Genomic DNA, 20152 nt, shown 5'->3' on the forward strand with positions numbered 1-20152 from the left:
TACATGAGTGTAAAAGGAAAACGAATCGGATTTGGGTTAACGGGTTCCCACTGTACTTACGATGCAGTTTTTCCAGAGATTGAAAGACTGGTGAATGAAGGTGCCGAGGTCATACCGGTTGTAACCTCTACAGTGAAAAATACAGTTACCAGGTTTGGTGATGGAGAAGACTGGATTAAAAGAATTGAAGAGGTGACAGGAAACACGGTAGTTGATACCATCGTCAAGGCAGAGCCGCTTGGTCCGAAGCTTCCACTTGACTGCATGATCATTGCTCCCTTAACAGGTAACTCAATGAGCAAATTTGCAAATGCCATGACTGACTCCCCAGTGTTGATGGCTGCCAAAGCGACTTTAAGGAATCACAGGCCAGTTGTAGTGGGTATATCGACAAATGACGCTTTAGGCTTAAACGGAGTTAACTTAATGAGGCTTATTTCGACTAAAGATATTTACTTCATTCCGTTTGGCCAGGATGATCCTGAGAAAAAACCAAAATCTATGGTAGCAAGAATGAATAGGCTTTTGGATACTGTTGAAGCTGCAATGGAAGGAAAACAACTGCAGCCTGTAGTAGTGGAGAGATACCTGGATTCATAAATTCCACTCTTGTTTTTACATTTAATCGCAAAGGAAAAATGCCGCTCCATTCAGGGGGCGGTTTTGGCTTGCCATTCACTCCGATCAGGTAATAATTCTTAGAGAGAAATACTTCCAATGGTATTAAAGAAAAAATAATATTGTCGGACTATTGTTTATGTTAAAATATTCTTTATTACGGTAACTGATTAAAATGTTTTTATTCTGAATATCACAGATATTGATTTAAAGGGTCTGGAAGGAGAATACAAGATGAACACAAATGGATTTCACGTAGCGGTTGTCGGCGCTACAGGTGCTGTCGGACAGCAAATGATCAAAACACTGGAGAGCAGGAATTTTCCGATTGAAAAACTTACTCTTTTATCCTCTGCACGGTCCGCGGGCAAGAGGGTTATTTATAAAGGTGAAGAAATAATCGTCCAAGAGGCCAAACCTGACATTTTCGACAATATCGATATTGCTCTGTTCAGTGCCGGCGGGAGCGTTTCAAAGGAATTGGCACCTGAAGCTGCAAAGCGCGGAGCTGTTTGTATCGATAACACAAGTGCTTATAGAATGGATCCAAACGTACCCCTTGTAGTACCAGAGGTAAACGAAGAGGAAATAAAGAACCATAATGGAATCATTGCCAATCCTAACTGTTCTACTATACAAATGGTAGCTGCTCTTGAACCTATTCGACAGAAATTCGGCCTTGATAAAGTCATTGTCTCTACTTATCAAGCCGTTTCCGGCGCTGGTGCTGCTGCTATTGATGAACTTCACAGCCAGTCACAGGCCATCCTGAATGGGGAAAAGCCTAAAGCAGAAGTGCTTCCTGTTAAGAACGGGAAAAAACATCATCAAATTGCTTTCAATGCCGTTCCGCAAATTGATAACTTTGAAGAAAATGGATATACATTCGAAGAGATGAAAATGATCAATGAAACAAAAAAAATCATGTCAATGCCTGAATTGAAAGTGGCAGCAACTTGTGTAAGGCTTCCAATTGTCACAGGACATTCTGAAAGTGTATATTTTGAAATTAAAGATGAGAATGTAACAGCAGAAGATATCAAGGCATTGTTAAAAGTTGCACCTGGCATCGTACTGCAGGATTCACCAGAAGACCAGTTGTATCCCATGCCGGCCGATGCGGTAGGCAGTAATGATGTATTTGTAGGCAGGATCAGGAAGGATCTTGATGACAGCCGCGGCTTCCACATGTGGGTGGTTTCCGATAACCTGTTAAAAGGTGCAGCTTGGAATTCAGTCCAGATTGCGGAGAGCCTGATCACGCTCAATTTAATTACAAAGAAATAAATAGTAAATGAGGTATATCAACTAGTGAATACACTTAACGTCCTGATACCATCTCCGGCAGGCCTCTTGTTTTTATATTAAAAACATTGGGGTGTAGACATGAAGATAACTGTTCAAAAATTTGGGGGAACTTCGGTTCGGGATGAAGAAGGCCGCTCAAAAGCTGCAGAGCATGTAATGAGAGCGATAGAAGACGGCTTCAAGGTAGTTGTCGTGGTATCCGCCATGGGAAGAAAGGGAGAACCTTATTCTACTGACACCTTGCTCTCACTGATAAATGGTAAAGAGACAAAAGTAAATAGTAGAGAACAAGACATACTTCTTTCATGCGGGGAAACCATTTCCACCGTTGTATTTACGAACCTGCTTTTGGAGCAGGGCATCAAAGCAACAGCATTGACAGGTCCGCAAGCCGGTTTCCTAACGAACAGTGACCACACCAATGCAAAAATCATCAATATGAAATGCGATCGATTACTGTCTGAATTACAAGAGTATCAGGTAGTTGTAGTTGCCGGGTTTCAAGGACTCTCACCACAAGGGGAAATTACGACAATCGGCCGCGGGGGAAGCGACACTTCAGCCGCTGCCCTTGGCGCTGCATTAAAAGCTGATTGGGTGGACATTTTCACTGATGTGGAAGGCATCATGACAGCTGATCCAAGAGTGACAGAAAAGGCAAGGCCATTATCCGTGATTTCATATAATGAAGTATGTAATCTTGCTAATCAAGGAGCTAAAGTCATTCATCCCCGTGCGGTTGAAATTGCAATGGATTCAAGGATCCCTATCCGAATCCGTTCAACCTATTCCAATAATCCAGGCACATTGGTGACATCATTGGAGAAGAAGAAGGAAAAAGGGATGGAAGGTGGAATCGTTACAGGTATTGCACATGTGGGGAGTCTTTCACAAATTAAGGTTTCTGCCAAGAAAGATCAGTATAATCTGCAAACAGAAGTATTTAAGGCGATGGCAAACGAGGATATATCCGTCGATTTCATCAATATTTCACCTCAGGGAGTCGTTTATACTGTACCAGCAGATTTAACGTCCAGAGCATTCCGTGTGCTTAAGGAACTGGGTCATGAGCCATTGATCGAAACAGAATGTGCGAAGGTATCAGTTGTAGGAGCAGGGATGAAAGGAGTCCCTGGAGTTACAGCTGCAATTGTCACTGCACTTTCTGAAAGGAACATTCGAATCCTTCAATCTGCTGACAGCCATACGACGATCTGGGTGCTCATTAAAGAACATGACCTAAAAACCGCAGTCAATGCCCTTCATGACTCTTTTCAACTGGAAGAAGAACCGGGTACGCTGTTTATTGAAGAATGAAAAGGAGTGGGAAATCGTGCATTTTGGCCGTGTATCAACAGCAATGGTTACACCATTTGATAACAAAGGAAATATCGATTTTCAAAAAACAACATTACTTGTAAATTATTTGATCGAAAATGGATCTGATTCTCTTGTTGTAGGAGGAACAACAGGTGAATCTCCTACTTTATCTCAAGAAGAAAAATTGGCTCTTTTCAGCCATGTAGTGAAAACCGTAAAGGGAAGAGTGCCGGTAGTGGCAGGGACAGGAAGCAACAATACTTATCAATCTGTTGAATTCACCAAAAAAGCAGTGGAAACAGGCATTGATGCTGTCATGGCAGTTGCGCCGTATTACAACAAACCAAATCAGGAAGGTCTGTATCAGCACTTCAAAGCAGTTGCTGAGGCTACGAGCCTTCCGGTTATGCTCTATAATGTACCAGGCCGTGCAGTGACAAAAATCTCACCGGAAACAATCATCAGACTTTCTGAAATTGAAAATATAACAGCTGTTAAAGAAGCAAGCGGCGATTTGGATGCGATGACGAAAATTATCGCCAATACACCGGATGACTTTCTTCTATACAGCGGTGACGATGGCTTGACTCTTCCGGTCCTCTCTATTGGAGGAGCAGGAGTCGTATCGGTTGCCTCCCATATTATCGGGAAAGAAATGCAGGAAATGATTCAACAGTTCCTTCATGGAGAGCTTCGTACAGCCTCAAAGATTCATGGAAAGCTGCTTCCCGTCATGAATGAACTATTTGCTGCACCAAGCCCTTCACCTGTTAAGACAGCCCTTCAATTAAAAGGACTGGATGTCGGCTCAGTAAGACTCCCGCTCATTCCCTTAACAGAAGAAGAAAGAAAACGTCTTTCACTCGTGCTTGGACAAAATTAAAAATGTTCTGAAGGCCGCTTGCCCAAGACTTTCAAGCTTTGGGCAAGCGGTCTTTTTGAATGGCTCTATTCGAAAACTTTGTTGCTATTCAAAATGAATGTCAAATACTATTTTGGTCATTCACCGGATAACCTTCCTGTAAGCAGGAAAGAAAAGAGCTAATTTCCCTTTTTCGAGGGGAAATCTCTGGAATACAGGAGGAGAATCCGGCTCTTGAGATTTTTACGAAAGCAACAATTCATGCGAAAACAGCCTTTTGAATACAAATACATACATTGAAAAAAATCACCTCATTGCCCCTCAACCCTTTATAGATATCATTTGAAACATAAGGAATCATTACCAACAGAAATACCGTTTGCTATTGTTATATTAAACACCCTTCATGACGAGGGGATCGGAAGCTATGCGGTATTTCAGGGACTCATCGTCCAATTCCAGCCGCCCGGCCCCATCCGCTTCAGTTTCTCTCCCTTGCCATACCTAAGACCAAAACAAGCAGATTTCAAATCGATATTTTTCTCGCTCAAAATCTCTGAAAAGGGAAAGATTTTTAAAAGGAGAAGAAAAGGGTATAGAGAATAGTGGAACAGACTGTCATAAAACGCCTGGATGAAGCAGGAAATGCGCAATATTTAGAATTTAATGACCGTTTAAGATGATTTTCATTGTAAAGATAAAAATTTATAAAGTATAATATATCTAACTGATTAATGATCGGGAATTACAGCATAGGAGGAAACGACATTGAGTAAGAAAAAGAATGAAAGTATAAAAATTATTCCCCTTGGAGGAGTAGGGGAAATCGGCAAGAACATGTATATAATCGAAGTGGATGAGGAGATATTTGTCATCGATGCCGGACTTATGTTCCCGGAAGATGAAATGTTCGGGATTGATATGGTCATACCGGATATCCAGTATCTAATCGAAAACAAAGAGAGGGTAAAAGGTATTTTCCTTACCCATGGACACGAAGATGCCATTGGTGCCATCACCTATGTCCTCAGAAAGATCAAAGCTCCTGTCTATGGTACAAAATTGACGAATGGCCTTGTCAAGGGACGACTGAAGGATGAAGAAATCAAGGAAGATATCAAGTTTTATAATGTCCATTCAGACAGCAAACTTTACTTTGGCGGGGTGGATGTGACGTTCTTCAGGACAACACACAGTATTCCTGACTCCGTAGGCGTTTCCATCAATACTTCTGAAGGATCCATTGTTCACACAGGGGAATTTAAATTCGATCAGGCCGCAAAAGGGCTGTATAGACCTGATATGGGTAAAATGGCGAAAATTGGGGATAATGGAGTGCTTTGTCTTTTGTCAGACAGTACTGAAGCAGAAAGACCAGGATATACAACTTCTGAGGAAGTGATTGCCAATCAATTGAATTCTGCATTTCATGCAGCGAAGCAAAGGATCATTGTGGCAAGTTATGCTTCCAACCTGATTAGGATCCAGCAGGTATTTGATGCTGCTTATAATAATAATCGAAAAGTAGCTGTTGTCGGCAAAAGTCTTGAAAGAGTGTATGAGATTGCCTTGAACATGGGCTATCTGAAAATCAAGGATGATGTGATCATCCCTATTCAGGATATCTCTAAATATAGTAATGATGAACTTGTCATCATTGCTACCGGCGATCAAGGAGAACCATTTGAAGCATTGCAGAGAATGTCCAAACAGAATCACAAACTTGTGAATATCCAGGAGGGGGATACGGTTTTCATCACGGCGACTCCATCTCATGGAATGGAACTCACTATGGCAAAAACAGTGGACATGCTTTATCGTTCCGGCGCCAATGTGCTGACAGCAAATAAGAAAGTACATGTATCGGGGCATGGCAGCCAGGAAGATTTAAAGATGATGCTTAACCTGATGAAACCAAAGTATTTCATTCCTATCCAAGGAGAATATAGAATGCTGATTGCACATGCCAAGGTTGCCAATTCTGTCGGCATTGCCCATAATCGGGTATTCATCCTTGATAAAGGGGATGTGGCTCAATATAAAGACGGAAAAATGAAAATGAGTGGAAGGGTTCAGGCAGGAAATGTCCTTATTGATGGGATCGGTGTAGGAGATGTGGGGAATATTGTACTGCGTGATAGAAAGCTGCTTTCACAGGATGGAATTTTCATTGTGGTGGTGACCATCAGCCGTAAAGGAAGGACGCTTGTATCTGGTCCGGAAATCATTTCACGTGGCTTTGTATATGTCCGTGAATCGGAAAAACTGATGGACGAGTCCACACAGCTTGTCAAACAAATAGTGGATGGTTACCTTGCCAAAGGAACCTTCGAATGGTCAAATATCAAACAGGATATCCGTGATCAGCTTAACCATCTCCTATTCGGCAAAACACGAAGAAGACCGATGATCCTCCCGATCATTATGGAAGTCTGAACATCATAGAAGTTAAAAGAGCTGGCCGAATGGTCAGCTCTTTTCTTATTCAATAGTTCGATAAGCCATTGTGGTTCCTTTTATCTCATGCGGAACCGGTCCAGTCCGTACGCCGCTGAGCGGGGCCATTCCGCTTTTTATCAATACAGCTCCAAGGCCCCAACGGCTGGCGGACTTCCCGTTTCCTTCTTGCGATAAGTCAACATCGACTCACGATGTTCGTCGTGTTTCCTTTATCTCATGCGGAACCAGTCCAGTCCGTACGCCGCTGAGCGGGGCCATTCCGCTTTTTATCAATCCAGCTCCAAGGCCCCAACGGCTGGCAGACTTCCCGTTTCCTTTATCTCATGCGGAACCAGTCCAGTCCGTACGCCGCTAAGCGGGGCCATTCCGCTTTTTAAAAGATCCCTCAGGCACCTAACCTATTTCTTCCTCTAACCAGTTTATGAATTGAATTTCATTTTGAAGAAGATACTAATTTTATTATTGCTTCAGAAGGAGAGTGTCTCGAGTAATGAATTTCAGTATGAACCAAAATCAACCAAACAAAGGTGAAGAAAAAGAAAAAGAGGGCAAATCTTCTGGTTTGATGGAAAAGATTCAACAGCTTGGCCAAACGAATGTACCGCAGCTCTCAAACGATTCAAATATTCATTGTTTGACGATTGTCGGTCAAATAGAAGGGCATATGCAGCTTCCACCGCAAAACAAGACGACCAAGTATGAGCATGTCATTCCTCAACTGGTCGCAATCGAACAAAATCCCAAAATTGAAGGGTTGCTTGTTGTACTCAACACAGTAGGAGGCGATGTAGAAGCTGGCCTGGCTATTTCGGAAATGCTCGCTTCCCTCTCGAAGCCTACCGTATCAATTGTGCTGGGCGGCGGACATTCCATTGGTGTTCCAATTGCGGTTTCATGTGATTATTCATTCATCGCTGGAACGGCAACCATGACCATTCATCCCGTTAGACTTACAGGGCTCGTAATTGGTGTCCCCCAGACATTCGAGTACCTGGATAAAATGCAGGATAGAGTCGTCAATTTTGTAACAACGCATTCCAAGGTAACTGAAGAGGACTTCAAAGAACTTATGTTTGCAAAAGGGAATTTAACAAGGGACATTGGAACAAATGTCGTAGGTGAGGATGCAGTGAATTATGGGTTGATGGACGGTGTCGGCGGTGTCGGGGAAGCAATAAAAAAGTTAAATGAATTGATTGAGCTTAAAGGCGGAAGCAAGGAAGAAGGGATGCTTCAATGATCCTTTATACAACGGTCCCTCAGGAGATGATATTTCCAGCTGACCAGGATGCGTACTCACAGCAGGAGGTTGTTGAGTGGCAGGGTATCCCGTTGCTTGTTGAACAATCTCAGCAATACTATAAGGTGATCAGGGTGATGAGCAGTGACCCGGCACATTATTTAAACGAACAGATTTGTCCAGGGGAATATCTGAAGATGTAGTCTTCCAATCATTGATTTTCGCCAATGACAGTATATGATATAATATATGGAGAAAGCGGCATTAATTAGAAACCTTAGAGACATGCTTTCCAAATATACGGGACTGGTATTTCCGGCTTGGTGATGAAGCGGTAAATGCCAGCCCTTTCTTCATCTATATGAGGTTGTCATCAATTGGAAACTGGGATCCTGAGACGAAGAGCATATTATTAAGAGAATTTAGGTGAAAGAACGTTGGCGAAGAGAAAAAGAAGAAGCAGTAAAAAGTCCTCCAATATCAAACACACAATCAAATATGAATTAATCGGAATGCTGTTGATAGCACTGAGCTTAATAGCCATCATCCAGCTGGGTGCAGTCGGCAAGGCATTCGTTCTTTTTTTTCGATTCTTCCTGGGGGAATGGTACATGCTTGCATTCATAGGCATGCTGTTTATTGCGGGATATATGATGGTAAAGAGGGAATTGCCGAATTTTTTTTCGAGAAGGCTGGCCGGGATATACATAATTTTAATCAGCACATTGCTCCTCAGCCATGTAAAACTATTTGAACTCCTCTCGAATGACGGTGCATTCCAGAACCCAAGTGTGATTGCAAACACTTGGGAACTTTACTGGATGGAAGTGAAAGGGGAAGCAAGTACATCGGATTTAGGCGGAGGCGTTATCGGGTCTGTTTTATATGCGGTATCTTTCTTCCTGTTCGAATCCGCGGGAACCAAGATTTTGTGTATGGCATTGATAGCCATTGGAGTCGTGCTGTTCACTGGAAAGTCTTTCGGATCTGCACTTGGCAAGATGGGCAGTGCCTTCAATGAATTCTTTGGAAATCAATGGGCAGCTTTCCGTCAGGATATGAAAGAATGGAAAGAAGAGCGGATTGAAAAGAAGGAAGCAAAACAACAGCGGAAAAAAGGAACAGTCCATGAAAAAAACACAGGCAAAACGATAGAAGAGCCGGCTGAAGAAGTGAAAGTGGAACCGATTATTTCCAGCTTCAATGAAAAAGCCTATCCTGGTGAAACTGTTCAATCCGCATTGGAAGAAGAACGGATGGAGCAGCCCCCGGGACAGAGCGAGAAGAACAGCGGGGAGCAGCCTTCCGAAGGTGCCGACGAAGCGCCTCCCATCACGTTTACCGAGGTGGAGAATAAAGATTATAAACTGCCTCCAATATCTCTATTAAACAGGCCAAGCCAGACGGACCAAAGCAATGAATATCAGATGATCCATGCGAATGCAGCAAAGCTGGAGCGCACCTTCCAGAGTTTTGGTGTCAAGGCAAAGGTCACGCAGGTTCATCTGGGACCAGCCGTCACAAAGTATGAAGTTCATCCAGATACGGGTGTGAAGGTCAGCAAAATCGTCAATTTAAGCGATGACCTGGCTTTAGCGCTTGCTGCAAAGGATATCAGGATTGAAGCACCTATACCTGGTAAATCAGCAATAGGAATTGAAGTCCCTAATACTGAAGTCGCGATGGTTTCATTGAGGGAAGTCCTTGAATCGAAGTCAAATGATAAACCAAACTCCAAATTGTTGATAGGACTTGGTCGGGACATAACCGGAGAAGCTGTATTGGCAGAGCTGAACAGGATGCCGCATTTACTCGTTGCCGGGGCTACAGGAAGCGGAAAAAGTGTTTGTATCAACGGTATTATTACAAGTATCCTTATGAGGGCGAAACCGCATGAAGTCAAATTAATGATGATAGATCCAAAAATGGTTGAGCTTAATGTATACAACGGTGTTCCTCACCTGCTGGCACCTGTAGTGACCGATGCCAAAAAAGCATCACAGGCATTAAAGAAAGTTGTCAGTGAAATGGAGAGAAGGTATGAGTTGTTCTCCCATACAGGCACCAGGAATATTGAAGGCTACAATGAATATATAAAGCGGCATAATAAAGAAAATGAGGAAAAGCAGCCAGAACTTCCATTTATCGTTGTCATAGTGGACGAACTCGCCGACTTGATGATGGTGGCTTCAAGCGATGTAGAAGATGCCATCACACGACTTGCCCAAATGGCACGTGCTGCGGGTATCCATTTGATTATCGCTACACAGCGTCCGTCTGTGGATGTTATCACAGGGGTCATCAAAGCGAACATTCCATCAAGGATCGCGTTTGCAGTTTCCTCCCAGACCGATTCAAGAACCATTCTGGACAGCGGAGGAGCTGAGAAATTGCTTGGCCGAGGTGACATGCTCTTCATCCCTGTCGGTGCTTCTAAACCGACCAGGGTTCAGGGGGCATTTTTATCGGATGACGAAGTGGAAGAGATTGTAGACTATGTCATTGGCCAGCAAAGGGCGCAATACCAGGAAGAAATGATTCCTGATGAAGTGCAGGAAGGAGACGTTTCATCATCAGTCGAAGATGACCTTTATGATGAAGCGGTTCAGTTGATTGCAGAAATGCAAACAGCCTCTGTCTCGATGCTGCAAAGGAGATTCAGGATAGGCTACACGAGGGCTGCCAGATTGATCGATGCAATGGAAGAACGAGGTGTCGTCGGTCCTTATGAAGGAAGCAAGCCAAGAACAGTATTAATTGGAAAGCCCTCGGAAGAACACTCATCATAGGTATTTTTAAACTGTCCGGATCGATTCCGGGCAGTTTTTTTGTTTTCTTTAGGACTTAGGATCCAAGCTGTTAAGCCGCAATTTATATAGACTAAATGTCCCCGATAAAGAAGGGGCCTCTACAATGATTTAGAATGACCTGATTGGAAATGAACGAAGGAGGAAAGCGTTTTTTTGGCAAAAGAAAAATAAATTTCACTTTATGAGGTCAGACCTCTATCCTTATCGACGGATAATGTGTTATACTTTTAAAAGCGTTTACATTTACCGTGTTTGCTTGAAATCATGGCCTGTTCAAGACGCCGCTCTAAAAAAACCGGTTTGCATTCGGAGTTGAAAATTTCGAAAGTTTTGATTTTCTGGTTTTTTCGACAAAAATTCAATAATCTATTTATTTATTTTTTTAAAAATGATATAGTATTTTGGATTAGTAGGAAAGATATACATCAGAGTCTGGTGTCTTGAGAAAAAATGGTGGTGGTTCTTGGATGACAATAAAAGCAGATAATAGGCATTTGTACTTACAAGTGATTGACCGTCTAAAAAAAGACATTGAAGAAGGCATATATAAAGAGAAAGAAAAACTGCCTTCTGAATTCGACCTTGCGAAACAGCTTGGAGTAAGCCGGGCAACACTTCGGGAAGCCTTAAGGATCCTCGAGGAGGAAAATGTCATTATTCGCAGGCATGGGGTTGGAACCTTTGTAAACGCTAAGCCGCTCTTTACCTCGGGTATCGAGCAGTTAAATAGTGTCACGAATATGATCAAACAGGCTGGTATGGAACCTGGGACCATTTTCTTGAGTTCAAGTTTTCAAGGCCCGACTGATGAAGACATCCGTCGTTTTACACTGGATACTGAAGAAGACATTGTGATGGTAGAACGAGTAAGGACAGCAAATGGGGAACCAGTGGTCTACTGTGTGGACAAAATGCCCTCAAATGTGTATCCCAGAAAGTTCACAACAGATGTAAATTCTCTTTTTCAAGTTCTTGAACAAGAAGAGAATAAACGAATCACTTACGCCGTGACGCAAATTGAACCACTTGGGTACCATGAGAAGATTTCACCCATCCTCAATTGCGATCCGGAGTCTGCCCTGCTGGTTTTAAAGCAGCTTCACTTCGATGAAAACGACAATCCGATTCTTTACTCAGTCAACTATTTCCGCTCGGACAAGTTCAGTTTCCAAGTGTTGAGAAAGCGGATCTGATCATTTTGCAAGTCTATTTTTCTTACTATATCAACATATTTTACAGGGGGTAACCAAGGTGAAAAAACGTAAATTTGGTTTAGCACTTTCTATGGTTCTTGCAGCAGGTACAATTCTAGGTGCATGTGGAAGCAACAATAATGATTCTGAAGATGTAGCACCGGCTAAAGACGGGCAGGCAGACACATTCACTGTGGGTATGGTAACGGATGTCGGCGGTGTCGATGACAAATCCTTCAACCAATCAGCTTGGGAAGGTCTTAAGGCATTCGGTGAAGACAATGGACTTGAGAAAGGTACTGATGGATTTGATTATCTTCAATCAAAATCTGATGCGGACTATAAAACAAACTTGAATACTGCAGTACGTAACAACTTTGATCTTATCTATGGAATTGGCTACAAACTGCAGCCTGCCATTGAAGAAGTTGGAAAACAACGTAAAGACAGCAACTTTGTAATCGTTGACAGTGTGATTGAGGGTATGGATAATGTTGCGAGTATTACGTTTAAAGAACATGAAGGTTCTTTCCTTGTTGGTGTCGTAGCAGGTCTTACGACTAAAACGAATAAAGTAGGTTTCATCGGTGGTACTGACTCTGACCTTATTAATAAATTTGCTGCTGGTTTCCAAGCAGGCGTAAAGTCTGTAAACCCTGACGCTGAGGTAGATATCCAGTTTGCAGGAGCATTTGATAAAGCGGATAAAGGTCAGTCAATGGCTGCTTCTATGTACCAGGCCGGCAATGATATCATTTATCATGCAGCAGGCGGTACAGGAAATGGTGTGTTCACTGAAGCGAAAAACCGTAAACAGCAAAATCCTGATCAAGAGCTTTGGGTCATCGGTGTAGACCGCGACCAGGCTGCTGAAGGTTCTGTAACAGTTGATGGAGAAGAAATGAATATCACTTTGACTTCAATGGTTAAACGTGTGGATACGGCTGTAATCGACGTTGCTGAAAGAGCGAAGAACGGCGAATTCCCAGGCGGAGAAGTAGTTGAATATGGATTGGATGATGATGGTGTAGGCATTGCTTCTTCTCAAGATAACATCTCTGAAGATGTTTTAGCTGCAGTTGACGAATGGAAAGAAAAAATCGTTAACGGCGAAGTGGAAGTTCCAACAAAGCCTGAGTAATAACATAAACATCGGCCGGGGAGGTCATGAGTGATTTTCCCCGGTCAACTTTTGAAAAAAAGTGTTAAATAAAAAGTAGAATGAAAGAATTCTGCTTTTTATTTAGGATTTTTTCAGGGATGAGCCTCCCTTTCCTAAAAATTTCAAAGTCTGACCTCATACTTTAGAAAATCAGACTCTATTCATAGCAAGGAGTGAAACTGGGTGGAATATGTAATTGAGATGCTTAACATTCGCAAAGAATTCCCTGGTATCGTGGCTAATGATAATATCACCCTTCAGTTGAAACAGGGCGAAATCCATGCGCTCCTGGGAGAAAATGGCGCTGGGAAATCGACTCTTATGAACGTTCTTTTCGGTCTTTATCAACCGGAACAGGGTGAAATCAAGGTCAATGGGAAAAGTGTGAAAATCACAAATCCAAATATCGCAAATGATCTAGGAATCGGGATGGTCCACCAGCATTTTATGCTTGTAGACACGTTTACCGTTACCGAAAATATCATCTTAGGCAAGGAACCTAAATCAGGCGGCAAAATCGACCTTAAGAAGGCAGAGCAGGAAGTTCGTGAAATCTCTGATCGATATGGGCTGGCAGTGGATCCACAGGCTAAGATATCTGATATTTCAGTCGGCATGCAGCAGCGTGTAGAGATCTTGAAAACGTTGTACCGCGGTGCAGAAATCCTTATTTTCGATGAGCCTACTGCTGTCCTTACGCCGCAGGAAATCAAAGAATTGATAGAAATCATGAAGACGTTGATTAAAGAGGGTAAATCTATCATCCTTATTACTCACAAACTGAAAGAAATTATGGAAGTATGTGACCGCTGTACGGTTATTCGCAAAGGGGAAGGAATCGGTACTGTCGACGTCGCTGATACAGATGTGAATGAACTTGCAAGTCTGATGGTTGGACGCGAGGTAACGTTCTCAACTGAAAAGAGCAAGGCAGAACCAAAAGAGCCTGTCTTGGAAGTTAGTGATTTAAAGGTGAAAGATTCACGGGGAGTAGAAGTTGTCAGGGGCTTGAACCTGACAGTAAGAGCAGGTGAAATCGTTGGAATAGCAGGTGTTGACGGAAATGGCCAGTCTGAGCTGATAGAAGCGATTACGGGTCTTCATAAAACATCCAGCGGTACCATTAAGTTGAATGGTAAGGAAATCCAGAATAACAAGCCAAGAAAAATCACTGAATCGGGGTTGGCGCACATCCCCCAGGATCGTCATAAACATGGACTTGTCCTTGATTTTCCAATCGGGGAAAATATGGTTCTGCAAACCTACTATCAAAAACCTTATTCTAAATCTGGTATTCTGAATTTTAAAGAAGTGTACAAGAAAGCTTCAGCATTGATTAGCGAATACGATGTCCGTACCCCAAGTGAATATACGCTTGCGCGAGCCTTATCAGGAGGGAATCAGCAAAAAGCCATCATAGGCCGTGAAATTGACCGTAACCCTGATCTGCTTATAGCTGCCCAGCCAACAAGAGGGTTGGATGTAGGTGCAATCGAGTTTATCCATAAGCGTTTGATTGAACAGCGTGACAATAATAAAGCTGTCCTTCTGGTTTCATTCGAACTGGAGGAAATTATTAATGTCAGCGACAAAATTGCTGTGATTTATGAAGGGGATATTGTGGCTGTTGTAGACCCGAAGGAAACCACCGAACAAGAACTAGGACTGTTGATGGCTGGTTCCAAGCGCAAGAAAGAAGGTGACTCTATCAATGTCTAACAAATATCAAAATATACTCATCCCTGTCATTTCAGTAGTATTGGGTTTAATTGCCGGGGCAATCATCATGCTTGTGACCGGTTATAATCCAGTAGAAGGTTATGCTGCCCTCTGGAATGGTGCATTTGGCGACAAATTCTATGTCGGCGAAACATTAAGGCAGGTTATACCCTACATTTTAGCAGGCTTAGCAGTTGCCTTTGCTTTCCGTACAGGATTATTTAACATCGGAGTTGAGGGACAGTTGTTGGTCGGCTGGACTGCAGCTGTATGGGTTGGTCTTGCTTTTGATCTTCCCAAATTCATTCATCTGCCGGTATCTATCATTGCTGCGGCTGTGGCAGGAGCTCTATGGGGGTTCGTACCTGGTATCCTTAAAGCGAAATGGCGTGTACATGAAGTAATTGTTACAATCATGATGAACTATATTGCACTTTATACTACTAACTATTTAATCAGAAATGTAATTGCGGATGAGGCTGATGCTACCGACAGCATTGCAGAATCTGCTTCACTGAAGAGTGGTTTCTTTGAAACACTGACGGATTATTCCACACTTCATAACGGAATCTATCTAGCTGTTATTGCAGCGATCATCATGTGGTTCCTGCTGGAAAAAACGACTACTGGTTATGAATTGCGTTCAGTTGGTTTTAACCAGCATGCCTCTCAATATGCCGGTATGAATGTGAATAAGAATATTGTACTATCTATGGTTATCTCCGGTGCTTTTGCCGGTCTCGCAGGTGCGATGGAAGGGCTTGGAACTTTCGGTTTTGCCTTCTTGCATTCAAGCTTTTCCGGTGTCGGTTTTGATGGGATCGCTGTAGCACTTCTTGGAGGGAACACAGCAATCGGTGTCATCCTGGCAGCAATCCTATTTGGCGGATTAAAAGTCGGTGCATTGAATATGCCGTTGGAATCAGGTGTTCCGAATGAACTCGTAGAAATTGTCATTGCCTTGATCATCTTTTTCGTAGCATCAAGCTACATGATCAAATGGCTGTTGAATCGTTCGAAAAAGGGGGTGAAATAAGTGGGTTTCATGACAATATTGGAGATCATCATCTCTTCTTCATTGGTTGTAGCTGCTCCGCTTATTTTCACTGCATTAGGGGGAGTGTTCTCTGAACGCTCCGGAGTAGTTAATATCGGTCTGGAAGGTCTTATGGTCATTGGTGCCTTCGCGGCCATTGTGTTCAACCTTACTTTTGCATCTACATTTGGCGCTGCGACCCCATGGGTAGCTTTGATTGCTGCGATGGCAGTAGGCGGTTTGCTATCACTTCTGCATGCACTTGCATCGATCACATTTCGTGCCGATCAAGTGGTCAGTGGTGTAGCGATCAACTTCCTAGCCCTTGGAGCAGGTTTGTTCCTGGTTAAATTAATTTATGGAAAAGGCCAAACAGATATCATCCGCACAGAATACAGCTTTAAAAAAGTGGATATCCCTTTCTTGAGTGATATTCCCGTAATCGGAAATCTGTTCTTCAGCCGTGTAACGTACACTGCTTACATTGCCATCATCCTGGCTTTTGTCGTTTGGTATATATTATATAAAACACCATTCGGATTAAGGTTACGCTCTGTCGGTGAACACCCAATGGCTGCTGATACAATGGGCATCAACGTAACAAAAATGCGATATATCGGTGTTTTCTTATCTGGTATACTTGGAGGACTGGGTGGTGCCGTGTATGCTCAATCGATTTCATTGGATTTCAGTCACTCCACGATCACTGGACAAGGATTCATGGCTCTTGCTGCAATGATTTTCGGTAAGTGGAATCCTCTTGGAGCAATGGGAGCTGCGCTTTTCTTCGGATTCGCCCAAAGCTTGAGTATTGTAGGGTCAAGTATTCCTTTATTTGAAAATGTACCAAGTGTATACTTGCAAATAGCGCCTTATGTCCTGACAATCCTTGCTCTTGCTGGATTCATCGGTCGTGCAGATGCACCTAAAGCCCTTGGGAATCCTTATGTGAAAGGCAGCAGATAACAATATGGAACGAGTGCAGACCTAATGTGGGCGCACTCGTTTTTTTTGTGGCCGTTTTGTAATCGCTCTAAGGTATAAATATCATTGATGTATGTTTACCTATATAGATAAACATATATTAAACTGCCATTCATATTGGTACGTAAGGATGTGCGATTTTCTGCAGAAGTAGCGGGACAGGAGCAGCCTATCAGTCAATCGGGCTCCAGCGGCAGGAGTCAATGAACAGTCTTAGCGGCTGGCAGATCTCAGTCTCGCTCTTTCAAATCCATTTTCCTGGCCCCGCTGCCAGTATATGTCCTCCCCTCTCCTCACGATCACTTCGTTCGTTCTATTTCCTTATACCTCATGCGGGAGTACACCAATCTGTGCGGCTGAACTCCGGGTTCGGCAGCTCAGCCGGCCTTGTACCCTTCAGTGTAAACCAAAGCGGAAGCCAAATTGGAAATGCTTGAGTGAATTTAAGAACTTTCCTCTCATTTTTCAGCATATAGTGAAATAATGACCATATTTTAAATGGCCATTAGTGGCAAAAACTTGAAACGGTGAAACGGTAACATGTATAGTAAAAGGGAATTTACCTCAAAATAGGGATAAATTAAGGTATGATAATAAACTAGTTGTAAAGACCTTGAATGAAATATGAATTCGTCAGCAAAAGGAGGATGGCAAATGTCTAAAGTCAATGAAATGGTGAAAACGAAAAATGGTTATTCGTTACATATCGTCAAGACAGATAAATATAAGACAAATACTCTAGTCTGGAGGATGAAGACTCCTTTACAAGCAGCAAATATAACATTAAGAGGGCTCCTGCCGCATGTGCTTCAAAGCAGCTCTAAGAAGTATCAAAGCACGACGGCGCTCCGTTCTTACCTGGATGAATTATATGGTGCAAGTTTCTTCGTCGATCTTGCAAAAAAAGGTGAATATCATGTCATGAGCTTTTCCGTTGAGGTAGCCAATGAGAAGTTTCTGAAGGATTCAGAACCGTTGCTGCAAAAAGGACTGCAGTTCCTGGCGGATGTAGTAACTGATCCCAATGTAGAAAATGAATCTTTTCATGATGAAACCGTAGCAAAGGAGAAAAGGAATCAAAAGGTGCGGATCCAATCTGTTTTTGATGACAAGATGAGGTATGCCAATTCCCGCCTTGTGGAGGAAATGTGCAAAAACGAAGCATATGCCCTGCACCCAAATGGAATTTTGGAAGATGTCGATAAAATAACAGCAGAAAACCTATTTCAGTATTATCAGGATGCAATCAGCAAGGATGAGCTGGACTTATATATAATTGGTGATGTAGACCCCGGTGAAGCAGAGAGAATGTGTGAGCAGATCTTCTCTCTACAAGAAAGGCAGCCCCAAATAGTGGGAGATGAAAGCCGGGCGCAAGATGATGACGTGAATGAAGTAATTGAAAAGCAGGATGTTAAACAAGGCAAGCTGAACATCGGTTACCGGACAAATGTTGCTTATGGAGAAGCCGATTATTGGGCATTGCAAGTCTTTAACGGCATCTTTGGCGGATTTTCGCACTCAAAACTGTTTATTAATGTTCGTGAAAAGGCAAGCCTTGCATACTATGCGGCCAGCAGGCTGGAGAGCCATAAAGGACTGATGATGGTCATGTCTGGAATTGATGCGAAAAATTACGAACAGGCCGTGACAATAATAAAAGAACAAATGCAGGCGATGAAAGACGGGGATTTTACAGAAGCTGAAATACAGCAGACAAAGGCTGTTATCAGAAATCAAATCCTTGAAACCATCGATACTTCACGCGGGCTTGTTGAAATCCTATATCATAATGTGGTATCCGATAAGGAAATAGAACTTGATGACTGGCTTGGCAGCATTGAAAAGGTGACAAAGGAGCAAATTACCTCGGTTGCGCAGAAAGTCAACATGGATACCATCTATTTTCTTACAGGAATGGAGGGATGAACTATGGAAAAAATTTCATTTGATCAGCTTCAAGAAGAACTGTTCTATGAAAAAATGGACAACGGCCTTCAAGTGTATGTCCTTCCAAAAAAGGGCTTTAATAAGACCTACGCTACCTTTACGACAAAGTATGGTTCAATAGATAATCACTTTGTGCCAAAAGGAAGCAGTGAATTTACAAAGGTACCTGATGGAATTGCCCATTTTCTTGAGCATAAACTGTTCGAAAAGGAAGATGAGGATGTTTTCCAGAAATTCAGTAAACAGGGTGCCTCTGCCAATGCATTCACGTCATTCACAAGAACAGCCTACTTATTTTCTTCTACATCCGAAGTAGAAAAAAATCTGGAAACACTGATTGACTTTGTTCAAGCTCCTTATTTTACGGAGAGTACTGTTGAAAAAGAAAAGGGGATCATTGGACAGGAAATCACTATGTATGATGATAATGCCGATTGGCGCCTGTACTTTGGCGTCATCCAGAATATGTACAAAAACCACCCTGTCAAGATTGATATAGCTGGAACCATTGAATCGATTTCCCATATTACGAAGGATATGCTGTATCAGTGCTATGAAACGTTCTATCACCCAAGCAATATGCTTATGTTCATTGTGGGTGCTGTCGAGCCAGATAAAATCATCCAACAGGTGAAGGATAATCAAAGTAAAAAAGATTATAAAGAAATGGATGAAATCAAGCGTAAGTTTGATGATGAACCAGCCGAAGCCGCCGAAAAGAAACAGGTGCTCCATATGAATGTTCAGGCTCCTAAATGCCTGGTAGGTGTAAAAGCCCTTAACACAGAGATTCAAGGGCCGAAAATGCTTAAATATGAGCTCTCTGTGAATATTGCGTTAGATATGCTTTTCGGGAAAAGCTCAGAAAATTATTTCTCACTTTATAATGATGGCCTCATCGACGAGACTTTCCATTATGATTTTACACAGGAAAAAGGGTTCGGTTTTGCCATTCTTGGAGGAGACACTGAAAAACCGGATGAATTGGCAGAACGTCTTACAAAAATCCTTTTGAATGCAACGGAAGGTGACACCTTATCAGAGGAGGCTCTCGAAAGAACAAAGAAAAAGAAAATCGGAGCATTTTTGAGGGCGATCAACTCGCCCGAGTACATCGCAAACCAATTCACTCGTTATGCTTTCAATGAAATGGATTTGTTTAATGTGGTGCCCACACTGGAAAAAATCTCATTACAGGATATCCGCTCTGTGGTTACTGAATTATTCGAAGAACAGCGGTTTACAGTTTGTCAGGTGCTTCCTAAAGAGAAATAATGGTTTTTACAGAAAGGGGAGAAATTCCCCTTTTTTATTATTTACGGCTCTTTTCGTAAACTTTGTTGCTATATAATAATATTTCCAAAAGATAGTGGAGTAATGAAACCGGAAAAACCCCAAGAGAGAAAAGTGCTTCTCTCTTCGTTCAGAGCGAAAAACGTAGTAGGCAGCAACAATATATGCGAAAACAGCCTTATTTATAGAATAGGGTG

15 protein-coding genes are annotated in these 20152 nt (G+C 42.5%); all 15 read left to right on the top strand.

The features are described from left to right. The first annotated feature begins 3 nt into the window (after positions 1–3). The 15 genes from dpaB to yfmH all read left to right on the top strand — a co-directional run bounded on the left by dpaB (position 4) and on the right by yfmH (position 19937). A complete protein-coding gene (gene dpaB, locus AC4E8A_RS08465) occupies positions 4–600 on the top strand; it encodes a dipicolinate synthase subunit B (RefSeq protein ID WP_490197967.1) in 597 nt (198 codons plus the stop codon). 252 nt (positions 601–852) lie between these two features. Continuing rightward, the gene (asd, locus tag AC4E8A_RS08470; RefSeq protein WP_490197968.1) at positions 853–1905 is read left to right on the top strand and encodes an aspartate-semialdehyde dehydrogenase; all 1053 of its coding nucleotides are present in this window, start codon (positions 853–855) and stop codon (positions 1903–1905) included. A gap of 99 nt (positions 1906–2004) precedes the next feature. Beyond that, on the top strand, positions 2005–3243 hold the full coding sequence (dapG, locus tag AC4E8A_RS08475) for an aspartate kinase (RefSeq protein ID WP_490197969.1): 1239 nt from the start codon (positions 2005–2007) through the stop codon (positions 3241–3243). Positions 3244–3256: 13 nt separating this feature from the next. Further along, positions 3257–4129: a 4-hydroxy-tetrahydrodipicolinate synthase gene (dapA, locus tag AC4E8A_RS08480; protein ID WP_490198807.1), complete on the top strand. Its 873-nt coding sequence runs from the start codon at positions 3257–3259 to the stop codon at positions 4127–4129. Between the two features lie 747 nt (positions 4130–4876). After that, positions 4877–6544: a ribonuclease J gene (locus AC4E8A_RS08485; protein WP_490197971.1), complete on the top strand. Its 1668-nt coding sequence runs from the start codon at positions 4877–4879 to the stop codon at positions 6542–6544. 526 nt (positions 6545–7070) lie between these two features. Beyond that, the gene (locus AC4E8A_RS08490; RefSeq protein ID WP_490198808.1) at positions 7071–7808 is read left to right on the top strand and encodes a ClpP family protease; all 738 of its coding nucleotides are present in this window, start codon (positions 7071–7073) and stop codon (positions 7806–7808) included. Beyond that, the gene (locus tag AC4E8A_RS08495) at positions 7805–8011 is read left to right on the top strand and encodes a YlzJ-like family protein (RefSeq protein ID WP_490197972.1); all 207 of its coding nucleotides are present in this window, start codon (positions 7805–7807) and stop codon (positions 8009–8011) included. The genes AC4E8A_RS08490 and AC4E8A_RS08495 overlap by 4 nt, the downstream gene beginning before the upstream one ends. A gap of 234 nt (positions 8012–8245) precedes the next feature. After that, entirely contained in the window at positions 8246–10597 is a 2352-nt protein-coding gene (locus AC4E8A_RS08500; protein ID WP_490197973.1) for an FtsK/SpoIIIE family DNA translocase, read from the top strand. Positions 10598–11085: 488 nt separating this feature from the next. After that, a complete protein-coding gene (locus AC4E8A_RS08505; protein ID WP_490197975.1) occupies positions 11086–11811 on the top strand; it encodes a GntR family transcriptional regulator in 726 nt (241 codons plus the stop codon). 58 nt (positions 11812–11869) lie between these two features. Then, on the top strand, positions 11870–12952 hold the full coding sequence (locus tag AC4E8A_RS08510; RefSeq protein ID WP_490197976.1) for a BMP family lipoprotein: 1083 nt from the start codon (positions 11870–11872) through the stop codon (positions 12950–12952). A gap of 204 nt (positions 12953–13156) precedes the next feature. Further along, positions 13157–14692 carry an ABC transporter ATP-binding protein gene (locus AC4E8A_RS08515; RefSeq protein ID WP_490197978.1) on the top strand — a complete coding sequence of 512 codons (1536 nt, stop codon included), beginning with the start codon at positions 13157–13159 and terminating at the stop codon, positions 14690–14692. Continuing rightward, positions 14685–15728 (top strand): ABC transporter permease, encoded by a 1044-nt coding sequence (locus AC4E8A_RS08520; protein ID WP_490197980.1) that lies wholly within the window; start codon positions 14685–14687, stop codon positions 15726–15728. The genes AC4E8A_RS08515 and AC4E8A_RS08520 overlap by 8 nt, the downstream gene beginning before the upstream one ends. Further along, positions 15729–16694, top strand: a complete 966-nt coding sequence (locus tag AC4E8A_RS08525) for an ABC transporter permease (protein ID WP_490197982.1) — start codon at positions 15729–15731, stop codon at positions 16692–16694. It begins immediately after the preceding gene. A 672-nt stretch (positions 16695–17366) separates the two neighbouring features. Then, positions 17367–18641: an EF-P 5-aminopentanol modification-associated protein YfmF gene (gene yfmF, locus AC4E8A_RS08530; RefSeq protein ID WP_490197984.1), complete on the top strand. Its 1275-nt coding sequence runs from the start codon at positions 17367–17369 to the stop codon at positions 18639–18641. Positions 18642–18644: 3 nt separating this feature from the next. Then, complete coding sequence (gene yfmH / locus AC4E8A_RS08535; RefSeq protein ID WP_490197986.1) at positions 18645–19937, top strand: EF-P 5-aminopentanol modification-associated protein YfmH; 1293 nt, start codon at positions 18645–18647, stop codon at positions 19935–19937. Positions 19938–20152: the final 215 nt, after the last annotated feature.

It is taken from the genome of Bacillus sp. SRL337, from assembly GCF_984799155.1.